Origin of the sequence: Paenibacillus sp. 2RAB27 (genome assembly GCF_052115445.1) — a bacterium.
Taxonomy (GTDB): Bacteria; Bacillota; Bacilli; order Paenibacillales; family NBRC-103111; genus Paenibacillus_E.
This window is the reverse complement of the sequence record NZ_JBFRGR010000004.1, coordinates 83,901-96,552: the sequence shown is the minus strand read 5'-3', so window position 1 is coordinate 96,552 and position 12,652 is coordinate 83,901. Positions and strand designations below refer to the sequence as shown.

The following is a 12,652-nucleotide window of genomic DNA, read 5'->3' as shown; positions in this document are numbered from 1 at the left end:
AATTATTGCTCCTTTTTCTCTGAAGTGATCGGAATCTCGATTTCCACTATGGCTCCATTGGGTAACCTATTGGAAAAATAAATATGTGCCTTAGACGCATATAAGAGGCGCAGCCTTTGCTTGACGTTCCACAAGCCAACTTGTTCTCCTTGTGTATTTATAAGCTCTTCACCTGACTGCAGATTCTTCAAGATTAGAGGGGCGAAACCCGGTCCATTATCCCGGATAATGATTTTTAGAACATCAGTTGATTCCATTACTTTCTTCTCAACAACAATCTGAACCTCGATAGGTTCATCTAACGTAACGGCATGCTTGATACAATTCTCCACCAACGTCTGAATAACTAATGGCGGAATTTCATTTGCTAGCAGCTCGTCAATGACCTCAATTCTATAAGATAAACTCTCTGGAAAACGCAGCTGCTGAATTCGCAGATAGTTTTCGGTATGTTTCAATTCTTCTTTGATCGTAACTAATCCCGAGTAGCTTCGAAACATAAAGCGAAAATAAGCTACCAGACACTTACTCATTTCTTGAATGAGCGCATAATCTTTTACGGTAGCCAGATTGTAGATAATATTAAGTGAATTCAGAAAAAAATGCGGATTAATCTGCAGTTGTAAATGCTTAAGCTCTTCCCGCTGTGCGTTCAGCTTTTCTTCATACACATGAATTTTCAAGTCACGGATTTCAGATATCATCGCATTATACATTTCGTGCATCATCTCAAACTCGGTTGAAGCTGGAACCTGCTGCAAACGTGATTCCCAATGTCCGTCTCGCAGCTTTCTCATGGCTGCGATCATTCGATTAATTGGCAACAGAAACACTTTCCTCATCACTAACAAAAATATGATCAAGAAGCCGCACGCGGCAATCGATATTATAGATGCAATTCGCTGCACAAATGGGAGTTTTTCCAGGATGGTATCATCAGGAATTAAGGCTACTAAATTATAGTCCGCCACAGAGGAAGGCTGGCTCATCACCAGATATTGATTGTGTTCTCCAGATAAATAATACGGCTTATCTGAGACTTTTATTAATTGAATATTCTTCTCTTGAATGAATCCCGCATGATTCATGGGCTCTAAACGATTTGTCGCCAAGAGCGCAACTCCGGACTTACCAAAGTCAATCATACTGAAGGGTACCATTATCTTTTCGGCATTGACCCACGCTCCGACATACACATTTCCTGTCTTGATCAAGTGAAATAAGGAGTAGGTTTGACCATCACGCCAGTAATACCATCGCGTATTGTCATACTTGGACGTATCGCCTTGAAGCATCTGGAGAAGCGCCTTTTTGACACCGTCCCTCTCCTGATAGCTGGATCCAAAATTTTGATTCCAGATCAAATCTTGGTTCACTTCAGAATAGATAAAAAATAAATCTATCGATTTATAGTAGCTGATTTCATTTGAAATCGAATTGAAGAGCCTCAGTTTCGCTTTATTGTAGTCATTCTCGCTATTTTGTGACGTCACCTCAAGATCCAGTAGATCTGTGTTGAGCTGTGATAAACTGTACAAATAATTATCAACCTGCTTTAGATTTTGATCAATTTGCCCGACGTAGAGACTAAGCAAATTCCTATTGGATCCCGCGACCTCGTTACGTACAACTTGTGTGGAATAAAAATTAATGACAACAAGCACAACGACTAGAGGCACAATGATGAAAATAATACCTAACAGTTTGAAACGCAGCGAATTGAAAAAAGGTTTATAATTCCGCATTGGGCAGGTCTCCAAGTTAAAACAAACGTACTCCAACCAAATCTGAGTACGTTTGTTCATTTATTAAATTTATTTATTCATTTTCTGACCTTTTTCTGCGTAACTTTGATCACCAACTTTTAACACCTTGAATTTACCGTTTTTCCACTCTACCGTCGTCACACTCGAGTTAGGTAATCCGCCTTTACTAATGTCGAAACTTTTCGGATCAAGCGCAAGGATGTATTTCAATATCGTAATGCCATGAGAGACAATAAGCACATTACCGCTCGCTGATTTGTTTTCTTCTATGATGCGGTTTATGGCTGCACTGGCTCGCTCTACCAGTTCCGCCTGGGATTCCCCACCAGCCAAGCTTTTCACCAAATCAAAGTTCGTATTTAAATCCGGGTGTAATTTCAGGATGTCTTTGGTATACTCACCCTCCCAATTCCCGAAATTCATTTCCTTAAGACGTTTATCCTCTTTATAGGGCACGTACCTGTCTTTTAAAATTAAGTCGGCCGTGTCGGATGCCCGTTCACTCGTAGAACTGTAGGCCGCGATAAACGGAACATCCCTCAATCCCTTTCCTAAGTTCTCAGCTACCTTGATTCCCTCTTCCGTCAATGAAGAATCCGAGTATCCTTGCATACGTCCTTGCTTGTTGAATAGTGTTTCTCCATGGCGTACCAAATAGAGTGTAAGCTTCTGTTCACCTTTTTCCGCGTAGCTCTGATCACCGACTTTCTGAACGGTAAATTTACCGTCTTTCCATTGCACGGTTGTCACACTAGAGTTTGGCAGGCCGCCTTTACTCATATCCCAGCTTGTTGGGTCTAGACCAAGAATATAGGTCAATATGGTTAATCCGTGAGAGACAACTAGCACATTACCACCGGTTAATTTATTTTCCTCTACAATTTGGTTAACAGCTTCTTTGGTTCGTGCAAGCAGCTCCGCTTGGGTTTCTCCACCAACACTTTTAAATATATTCTGATTTGTATACATATCAGGATGTTGTTTCAAGAGGTCACTTGTATATTCGCCTTCCCAATTACCGAAATACATCTCCTTCAGACGTTTGTCTGTTTTCAGAGGTATGTTTCTGCCTTTCAAGATCAAATCGGCTGTATCCAGTGCCCGTTCACTCGTGCTGCTGTAGGCTGCTGTAAACGGAATATCCTTCATACCTCTTCCCAAATTCTCGGCTACCTCAATTCCTTCTTCGGTTAGTGGCGAATCCGAGAAACCTTGCATACGCTTTTGTTTGTTAAATAACGTTTCGCCGTGACGCACGAAATAGAGGGTCAGCGTCTTGTCTTCTTGTTTCTTGTTGTCGACATTTTGGCCAGAGGCCGTCGCACTAGTCGTAATTACAAAAATAGCAACCATCATAATCGATAGTAAGCGTAATAGTTGATTCTTCATTTTTGTGCTCCTTTCGCCCAAACATCCAGTTGTTTTTGTTTTTCCGCAATGATCTTATCCAAGCCTGATGCTTTAAGCTTGCTATTGAATTCCTGCAAGCTCAACTTCGGATCCAACGTCCCTGTTTCCAAACCTACTCGGTATTGATTTAATACGTTCATAGCAGCGGCAATTTCCGTTTTCACAGGTTCGACGTCAAATGTGAAGCCTAACGCTTTCGATTTAAAAGCAGATTTATTGAACTTCTGCATGTTATCCCAAATTTGCGGATCCTCGCCTTCCCACACATAAGCCAGGAAGTTGTTACCGATTTCCCACTCATTTAGATAATAGCCAGTTTCCGTTTTTCCATCTGGCTTGGCGATTATCGTATCGGATTTCTTTACATAATGTTTTCCTTCTATGCCGTTATCGATCAGATTCACGAGATTTTTATCCGTATACAAGAGATTCATGAACTGCATCGCTCTTTCCGGATTACCGCTATTCTTCGAAATGGACATCATGAAAGAAGTGATACCGCTCGTTGAGGTAACCGGCTTGGTTAATCTAACTCCAATCATTTCTTTACCTGTAGCTCTGGATTCCTGCACTTCAAATCCCGGCTTCATGTTGGCCACATAAGCGAAAGCTTTATCGGACTTCACCAAATTTTGTCCAGTTTCCTGTAAAGTCGCAATATCTTTCATAATATAGCCAGCTTGGTACCATGATCTGACCATCGTCAACGCATCTGTGTATTCTTTGGATTCAAACATATTTTTCACATTGAGATCACTTCCCGCATCTGCAAGTACACCCAGCGAGTCACCCAGGGAATCGAATGATGCACCTAGAATAGCTTGTGCGACAGTTTGCGACTGAGCCTGTTGAACCAAAGGAGCCATGCCAGGCTCATTCTCTTTAATTTTTTTGAATACCGGTTCCAGATCGTTGAACGATTTGATTTGATTGACATCGATATGATATTTGTCGACGAGATCTTTCCGCATGACGATGCCAAAATCTGCAGCCAAATCCCTCATGCTGGGAACCCCGTACATTTTCCCTCCAATTTTTGTACCGTTCAGATAGTCTGGGTCTACTGCGCTTTTAATTCCTTGTCCATACTTGGCAATCAAATCATCAAGAGGAAGCAGCTGCCCTTTGGCAACCTGACTGTTGTAATTAAAAAACGTAGAAGAAACGACGAGATCCAGTTTCTCATTGCCTGCCAGTATCAGATTGATTTGCTGGGTCCAAGCCGAGAGGTTAATTGGCGTTAATTTGACGGTAGCATTCAGTTTTTCCTTCGTAATTTTATTAATTTCGTCTTGAACAGCGCCAACATCGGGTAAGTTTTGAAAAGTAAGAAACGCCATCGAAATTTCGTATGGCTTGGAATCCTCTTTTTGCTCGCTGACAGTCCCTTGTTGCACCGAATCTCCACATGCAGTAAGTAAAGTTGATGTTGCCAATACGAGTGTCAGCAAACTAACAGCCACTTTCAATTTCTTGACCATTCGATTCCCCCCTATGATTATGAATCCACCCATGTGAAGCGCTTTCAAAAAATTAATTTCACATCGTACTCACCTCTATTTCATTGTACTTGTTTCAAAATTGAGCCACTCACCAAAAAAACGATCTATACTTTTGATTTTCCGACCTTTTACTGTTTTGGCATATTTCCCGAATTTATCCTGATCATGATTAGATTGATTGGAATTCAACGATTTGTATGGATAAATTCTTTTACCTCATCGATAAAGTCTTCAGCCTGTTTGCAATTTCCGGTATTATCGATAAAGGCATGTCTCGTATTTTTATATAGAGAGAAATGAACGTTATTTCCTGACTCTTCCAGCTTCTTAGCGTAGCTCAAAGAAGATTCCTTTAAGAAATCTAAATCGCCAACAACGATCAAAGCATCCGGCAAATTGGCGTGATTTTCACAGAATATCGGGGAAACGTGCGGAGTTCTTACAGTTCCCTCCGTTTCCTTCAAATACATTTCAATGAGTGTTTCAGCAAATGCACGTTCTGTTTTGTTCTTACCACCAGATTCCATTTCTGATAAATCTGTAGCTGGATAAAGCAAGATTTGCTTCGAAATGCGGAAATCCCCACGATCGCGGGCCATGATTGACAATACCGCGGAGTAATTCCCCCCTGCGCTATCACCAGATACGATCACGTTTTCTTTATCAATATTTAGCTCCTCTGCGTGCTCTACGCCCCACTTTAGAGCTGCATATGAATCTTCAAGACCTTCAGGATATGGAGCCTCCGGCGCTAAATGATAATCAACAGAAATCACTACACAATCTGCCCGATCTGCCACGGCGAGACAGTAGTCGTGAACAGCATCTATAGAGCCTCTACCCAGCCGCCACCATGTATAAAAATCATCAAAGGACGTGTTGCTTCACCCTCAGGTGTATAAATGCGAATGCGAAAATCACTCTTGTAACCCTTAATCTGACGATCTTCAGTACGAACCTTTCTTACACTAATATCCTTACTTTCTCCGCCCATCATTGCTCGGATTTTTTTCACATTTCTTTTCAACCAAAATTTCGTTACAAAGGCCAGTATTTTAATATACCCGCCAAAACTTTCATTTTTAATCGCAACAAATTCATAATCTTTCTCCATATATTTCACTGAAATCCCTCCAATTCGCGTATCAACATGTTTGCCTATACTAGTTTCACTAGCATGCTACTCTTACTTTTTGACTAATATCGATGTATGAATAATACAAGGAATGTTCAAAGCGAACAACGCGAATGTTCCTCTATACGGAATAGCTATCCATAAAATAAATTTACTTGTGAGATCACCAACGCCATAGCCGAGCTTCTCGAAAAATTTAATTCAGACAACAGAGTTTCTGGAGCTGGGCGCACTTAAAAGAGCAGATCACCACGAAGGTGAACTGCTCTTTTCCGAAAACCGACATCCTATTTCTTATTCAATTTATCATAAATAGCCTTACCATCTTTGGTAAACCAATCCTGCGATGCTTTGATAACATCTTGTCTGCCGGCAGCATCCGCCTTTTTAAAATACTCATCCAATGCCGTCAGGGGTAACGCGCCGTTGATGATTTTGGCAACGTACTCATTTCTCAGGTCAATCAATGCTCTACCTTTGGCAAGTTCGACTTCCGTCTGCGGTCTGTACTGGTTAATATTGAAAGCAGTAAGTTGCGCACCCGCTTGGGCAAAACTTTTCATAGCTGGCTCATATCCGCCAAGTAAGGCGTTAGGCAGCCAAATGTCCGGTGTATTCCACATTCTATAATACAGTTTATAGATGATCTGATCATACGCAGGTTTCTTCGGACTCAGCGCGCCATTGACCATATCATAGTGGACACCCTCCTTACCGAAATTCACAAACTTCTGCAGATCTTTATCTTTCAAATAGGTATTCAGTAGATCCACAGCTTCGTTCACATTTTTCGAACTTTTAGGAATGATATAGAAGTTGGATACAGGAGCAGGCATTGTATAGCCTTTCTGTCCATCTTTTCCTTCCACCGTAGGCAAGAAGCTCAACTTCGCATTCGCATCAATTTTACTTAAGCCTGCCTGGTAAGTAGCAGGGTCCCAATAACCCGCATATGCAGCAGCTGCTTTCCCCGCCGATATCTTCTCGGTCACTTGCTGTGTTTTGTTGAATAGGTACTCGTTGTCAATCAAGCCTTCTTTATAGAGCTTATTCAGGTATGTCAGCAAGTCTTTTAGATTCACATCCTGTGCATCAACCAGCTTACCATCCTTAACAATGAAAGGGACAGCGAGGTTATTTATGCCGGAAAATCCAAAAGCTGCGGTAATGACATCCAGCCCATCAAGCGGATTACCATTATTGCCGGCTGCTGCTACGTACGGTATGGTTCCCTTGCCGCTTGGATCTTTATCCTTCATCGTCTTCAAGAACGTATATAGTTCATCAAGATTTTTAGGCGCCTTCAGCCCCAGCTTATCCATCCAGTCCTGTCTAGCTAGAAATCCTGATCCTAGATCTACATTTTCGAATTTCTGAAACGGAGGAACCGGGATGGCATATTTCTTCCCTTCCAGCGATACTGCCGTCCATGCGTTCTCGGTAACTAATTTATCGACCTCGCTGCCGAATTGCTTGATCGCATCGTCTACTGGCAGGAGAGCTCCCTGAGCACTGAAACGTTTGAAAATATTCAAATCATTCGTATAAATCAGATCATACACATCACCAGACGCAAACATCAAATTGTACGTATCCAGTTGATTTGCAGCCGGAATGACATTCCACTCTATATTACTGTAGCCTGTTTTCTCTTTGATCATGTTCAGGAATTGGTTATCGTTTGCACTTGCTCCTTGCTCGTAGCCTTTGACTCCTGAATTATCGGGAACAGCGATTCTGATTTTGGCGGCCTTATTCAGCTTCGGTCCTTGGGTCGCAGCAGCCTCTTTCGTTGCCTTGGCTTCTGGCGTCGCTTTGTTGGTTTCATTACTACAGCCAGCAAGGGACACCGTGGCTGCAAGTGTAACTAATAAAGTTGTCGTTGACCATTTGTTTAATCTCTTCCGCATATTTTTTCCCCCTTCAAATATGTAGCTATTGTTTAACAGCACCTAGCGTTAAGCCTGTGACAAAATACTTTTGTAGAAATGGATAGACGATTAGAATCGGTATTGAAGAAACGAAGATGGCTGCGGCCCTGAATGTCTCGGAAGCGATATTAGCCAATTGCTCGGGATTTTCCAAACCGTTCTTATTGGCTGCTGCCACTACGTTTTGCAAAAATAAAGGTAAAACCTGCACTTCTTTTTTCGTCAAATACATCAAAGGGTCCATGTAGTTGTTCCAAATCCCTACCGCGCTGAAAATAGCGATTGTCGCAAGCAACGGCTTGGAGATCGGAAGCATGATGCGGAATAGGATCGTGAGATTGCCAGCTCCATCAATTCTTGCAGATTCCTCTAGGCTATAGGGCAGAGACTCGAAGTAATTTCGCACCAGAATCAGATTGAAAGCGCTCACCATCCCCGGAATGACAAGCACCCACAGATGGTTAATTAATCCGGTATTTTTAATGACCATATAGGTAGGGATCATTCCCCCGTTGAACAGCATCGTGAACACATAAAGAATATTGATGGCTTTACGACCTACTAAATCCCTCTTCGCAATGGCATACCCCACACAAGCTGTAAAAAACACTTGAATGGCTGTACCTAGAACGGCTACAAACAAGCTGTTCGTAAACGCAGTGCGAAAATCAATACCGGATAACAACACTTCGTAAGCTTTTAACTGAAAACCCATCGGCCATAAGCTGACCTGACCGCTGACGACATAAGCTTCTTCACTAACCGATTTCGCTAACAGTGTGATAAACGGTAGGACGCAAATGAGACCTACTGTAATCAACAATGTGTAATTAACAACCGTAAATACCTTTTCCCCGGTCTTCATCCTCTTGTCGAACAAAGCTATTTGCTCCTCTCTGCTGCCCATTTACCATATCCCTCGGTTCGAATACTTGCGGCTAATTTTATTGGCCAGAATCATTAAGGTAAATCCAATTACAGATACAAACAAACCGACCGCGGTTGTATAGCTGTAACTGCCATTCTGAATCCCTTCGCGGTACACATAGGTGCCGATGACATCCCCAACACCGTATACAAGGGGATTGTACAACAGTAGTACCTGTTCCGTATCGCTGCCCAATAAGGTAGACACCCTTAGAATAATGATGAATACGATCGTACTGGATATGCCTGGAAGCGTAATATGCCACGTTTGTCTGAGCTTACCTGCACCGTCAACGCTGGACGCGGCGTACAGATCGGGATCAATTGACGTTAATGCGGCCAAGTAAATAATGGCGCTCCAACCGGTTTCTTTCCAAGCCGTCGATGCGACGAGCACACTGCGGAAGTAACTATCGTCGCCAAGAAACGTAATTGGCGAGATGTCGAATGCCTTCAGGATGCCATTGATAATGCCTGTGCTTGGGGACAGGATATCCACAAAAATCCCTGCAATAACGACCCACGATAGAAAATGTGGCAGATAGGTAAGCGTTTGCGTCATGCGTTTAACAACGCCCGTTCTGACTTCATTCAACAGCAGCGCCAAGATAATAGGCAGAGGAAACTGAAAAATAAATTTGAACAGATTGATCAGCATCGTATTGCTTAACACACTAAAAAATTTAGGATCGGTCAACAATGTTCGAAAATGTGCCAGCCCTACCCACTTGCTATCCAGTATGCCGTCGAATACCCGATAGTTCTTAAATGCGATGACGATCCCCAGCATCGGGACATAACTGTAAATCAAAAGCACCAGTAAGGGGATCGAAATAATCAGATATAGATCCAGATTATGTGCGACTCTTGCCTTCAGGCGATTTTTTTTCTTGGGGATCACACCTGCTTCTAGAGAGTTTATCGCATGGGAGGGTGTAATCTTTGCCATTTCATCACCTCAGCTCCTTGTTGTATAGCTTTATTTTACGTAAATGTACCCATCAGCCACAACAGGACAGAAGTAAGATATCTCTGACAAAAACACGGATTATACGCTCCCCGAAATCTTTAGCTTCGCAACGGCACGGCAGCCATTGCCTGGTTCGCTGTAAAATTGCAAGCCACATTCCTCACCATAATAGACTTGTATACGCTGATGTACGTTCTTCACCCCGTACCCTCTGCTCTCCGTTTCAAACATTTCCTGAAGCCTCTCTGCCGTTATCCCTACGCCATCATCGATGACCTCCAAGACCATATAGGCGTCTTCCCGATAAGCACGGACGACAACGGTTCCAGCTTTCCCTTTTTTAGGCCTGATCCCATGAATAACTGCATTTTCAACGAGTGGCTGCAAAATCATTTTGATCATAATCTTCTCTTCCAGACCCTCATCGACGTCCGTCTTAAACTGGATGGCTCCCCGATAGCGATAATTGATGATCTGCATGTACTTGCTGACCTCCATAACCTCTTCGGCCACGGAGATATGCTCCTTGCCTTCGTTCAAGCTCAACCTCAGAAACTTGGCTAGTGATTCGGTCAATTCCGCGATTTCTTTCGCGTCGATTCGTAAAGCGCTCCATTGAATAATGTCTAACGTGTTATACAAAAAGTGCGGGTTGATCTGCGCATACAACAGTTTCATTTCCGACTCTTGCTTGCTGATTTGTGCCTGATACACCTCTTCAATAAGGGCTTTAATACGCGTACTCATTTTGTTAAAAGAGCGCTGCAGCCGAGCATATTCATCATTTCCTCGAATATTATCCTCTGTCTCAAAGTTCCCTTTTTCGGCATGCTTGATGAGCTTCACCAACTTTTTCAACCTTTTGGTAATGCTCCCTGAAATGATGAAGGCGGTAATGATAGCAATAATTGAGACTACCCCCGCCAAGGCGAGCATGAAGTTCTGAATCCACCTACTGTTCATGCCAAGATGCTTCTCCGTCATTAGCAGTGCAATTTGCCATTCCAGACCTTTCGTTGTACTGAAGACAGCATAATTGGCCCTCTCCGCAGGTCCGAAACTGATAATCCCCTCTTCCTCTTCCGGCAAAGACTTCAAGTACATGTCACTTACACCACTGCCACCTGCCTTTAATTGCTCGAAGCCAATTCGCTTGTTAGGGGACCTAACGAGTGTTTCCGCTCCATCTGGAAGCCGAATACCATTCAGAATAGACCATATAAATTTGGCATCCAGCTCCACCATCACATAGCCAAGCACATGCTGAAATCGGTTAATATCCTTGATTTCTTTAATAAAGATGACCTCATCCTTCTGAACGATGCTGAGATGTTCCACTTCACTTGCATAGAACCACTTTTCTCTGATTTTCCCTTCCAAAAGTGGCTGTACACCAGCTTCAAGTTGAAGCTGATCTATCCCAAAGAAATTCGGGCTAGCCGAGACGAAGGTTGGGTTCCCTTTCATGAAATAGCTAACCTTGAGCACATTGCTCTTGCCCACGTAATTGCTCACGTTTTTGTTCAGCAGATTAAAAAAATCGATCACTTCCCCCGAAGTCAAAGCGCGTTCTGATACCGTTCTTAGAATGAGCTGAATATCGTAATTGCTTTGCGTCAGATCGGCAATGTTATAGGCGGTTTCAATGCCGAATGAAATGTTTTTCTCCGCCTGCTTCAAGGTTTCCAAATAAGCCTTACCCGTCTGTTCAACCACAGACTTATGAATCGTAATATAGGAGAAATAGACCAATACCATGACTGGAATAATGATCAAAATTAAATAGGAAATAACCAGCTTGGTCCGCAAGTTAATGTTATAGTAAATGCCACTGAGCTTGTTCATCACTGTTCTCATAGCATTTTCTCCCGATAGTCCATAGGGTTGACGCCCACTGTTTTTTTGAATATTTTGGTAAAATAGTGCGTATCCTGATAGCCGACCTGATTGGCTACTTCATATATTTTAATGGAGGCGTCCTTGAGCAGCTCCTGCGCCTTCTTTATACGTACATGCGTGATATAATCGTTAATCGTGTGGCCCGTTTCTTTTTTGAATAACGTCTGAAGATGTCCAGGAGACATGAATACTTCTGCAGCCAGCTGCCCAATGGTCAGATTCTGACAGTAAATTTTATGAATAATACCCTCAACATCTCGGATAATTCTTCGGGACTTGTTGTTGCGCAACTCATTGGAAGCCATCTCCAAATAGACTAGCTTCTCCATGACAAATATCTCGATTTGCTGAGGGCTCTGCATCGTTCTGAATTGGTGCAAGGATTCTTTCACCTCTTGCGCAATGGCAGGCTCAATATGCGTGGATGCGCTTCGAATCGCTTTAATAAGAAGCTCACTGCAGATGGTTGTAAGAAACAGCATGCTTTCCATTTTCAATTGTCTAATCGTAATGAAGAGCTGCTGGACCTCAGCTGTCAGTGCTTCTGTTTGCCCTGTGCTGCATAATCCTATGATCTTCTCCACAGACTCCACAATTACCGGCAACCCGGTAGATGAAATACTGCCTGAATAATATTGGCTAACGTCATCCTTTAATCGCTTCTCCGCTCTTTCTTTATCCAACTTAGCGACAACTTTGGCTACAACCTGTTTTAATTCCTCCCGATTGAAGGGTTTTAATATATAATCGATCGCATCCAATTTAATCGAAGCCTTCACATACTGAATGTCTTGATGAGCGCTAATCATGATCACCATGACCGCAGGCTGCTCATGTTTCAACTCCTCTATAAATTGAATGCCATCCATCACAGGCATCACAACATCGGTAATTACGATATCCGGTTTGAGGTCACGGGCAACGAGCATCGCTTCCGCTCCATCTTCTGCTTCACCAATAATCTCGATACCTAGACGATCCCAGTCGATGAGATCTCGCAGGCCTTCCCTTGAAATATAATCGTCGTCGACCAGCATCATTGTATACATGGGCAGGGACCTCCTTGGCAATTTGAGAGCGTTCTCTTAATTGTATCTTACTCTGATCGATTT

Annotated in this window: 10 protein-coding genes; all 10 read right to left on the bottom strand. The window is 42.8% G+C overall.

Annotation, left to right across the window (positions count from 1 at the left end; all coding sequences use genetic code 11):
• Positions 1-2 precede the first annotated feature (2 nt).
• Complete coding sequence (locus tag AB4114_RS07605) at positions 3-1,745, bottom strand: sensor histidine kinase (protein WP_441987914.1); 1,743 nt, start codon at positions 1,743-1,745, stop codon at positions 3-5.
• Positions 1,746-1,814: 69 nt separating this feature from the next.
• Complete coding sequence (locus AB4114_RS07600) at positions 1,815-3,155, bottom strand: histidine phosphatase family protein (RefSeq protein WP_441987913.1); 1,341 nt, start codon at positions 3,153-3,155, stop codon at positions 1,815-1,817.
• Positions 3,152-4,657, bottom strand: a complete 1,506-nt coding sequence (locus AB4114_RS07595) for an ABC transporter substrate-binding protein (protein WP_441987912.1) — start codon at positions 4,655-4,657, stop codon at positions 3,152-3,154. Before AB4114_RS07595 ends, AB4114_RS07600 begins: the two co-directional genes overlap by 4 nt.
• A gap of 206 nt (positions 4,658-4,863) precedes the next feature.
• A complete protein-coding gene (locus AB4114_RS07590; RefSeq protein ID WP_441987911.1) occupies positions 4,864-5,454 on the bottom strand; it encodes an alpha/beta hydrolase in 591 nt (196 codons plus the stop codon).
• 50 nt (positions 5,455-5,504) lie between these two features.
• Positions 5,505-5,801, bottom strand: a complete 297-nt coding sequence (locus tag AB4114_RS07585) for a hypothetical protein (RefSeq protein WP_441987910.1) — start codon at positions 5,799-5,801, stop codon at positions 5,505-5,507.
• Between the two features lie 299 nt (positions 5,802-6,100).
• Positions 6,101-7,723, bottom strand: a complete 1,623-nt coding sequence (locus AB4114_RS07580) for an extracellular solute-binding protein (protein WP_441987909.1) — start codon at positions 7,721-7,723, stop codon at positions 6,101-6,103.
• 25 nt (positions 7,724-7,748) lie between these two features.
• Positions 7,749-8,624 (bottom strand): carbohydrate ABC transporter permease, encoded by an 876-nt coding sequence (locus AB4114_RS07575; protein WP_441987908.1) that lies wholly within the window; start codon positions 8,622-8,624, stop codon positions 7,749-7,751.
• Between the two features lie 27 nt (positions 8,625-8,651).
• Complete coding sequence (locus tag AB4114_RS07570; RefSeq protein ID WP_441987907.1) at positions 8,652-9,620, bottom strand: ABC transporter permease; 969 nt, start codon at positions 9,618-9,620, stop codon at positions 8,652-8,654.
• Positions 9,621-9,719: 99 nt separating this feature from the next.
• Positions 9,720-11,498 (bottom strand): sensor histidine kinase, encoded by a 1,779-nt coding sequence (locus tag AB4114_RS07565; RefSeq protein ID WP_441987906.1) that lies wholly within the window; start codon positions 11,496-11,498, stop codon positions 9,720-9,722.
• Positions 11,495-12,589 (bottom strand): response regulator transcription factor, encoded by a 1,095-nt coding sequence (locus AB4114_RS07560; RefSeq protein ID WP_441987905.1) that lies wholly within the window; start codon positions 12,587-12,589, stop codon positions 11,495-11,497. Before AB4114_RS07560 ends, AB4114_RS07565 begins: the two co-directional genes overlap by 4 nt.
• Positions 12,590-12,652: the final 63 nt, after the last annotated feature.

Bases quoted from the DNA above. Each gene is read 5' to 3' on its own strand.
- AB4114_RS07600 (WP_441987913.1), bottom strand. From the start codon at position 3,155: ATGAAGAATCAACTATTACGCTTACTATCGATTATGATGGTTGCTATT.
- AB4114_RS07565 (WP_441987906.1), bottom strand. From the start codon at position 11,498: ATGAGAACAGTGATGAACAAGCTCAGTGGCATTTACTATAACATTAAC.
- AB4114_RS07605 (WP_441987914.1), bottom strand. From the start codon at position 1,745: ATGCGGAATTATAAACCTTTTTTCAATTCGCTGCGTTTCAAACTGTTA.
- AB4114_RS07580 (WP_441987909.1), bottom strand. From the start codon at position 7,723: ATGCGGAAGAGATTAAACAAATGGTCAACGACAACTTTATTAGTTACA.
- AB4114_RS07570 (WP_441987907.1), bottom strand. From the start codon at position 9,620: ATGGCAAAGATTACACCCTCCCATGCGATAAACTCTCTAGAAGCAGGT.
- AB4114_RS07595 (WP_441987912.1), bottom strand. From the start codon at position 4,657: ATGGTCAAGAAATTGAAAGTGGCTGTTAGTTTGCTGACACTCGTATTG.
- AB4114_RS07560 (WP_441987905.1), bottom strand. From the start codon at position 12,589: ATGTATACAATGATGCTGGTCGACGACGATTATATTTCAAGGGAAGGC.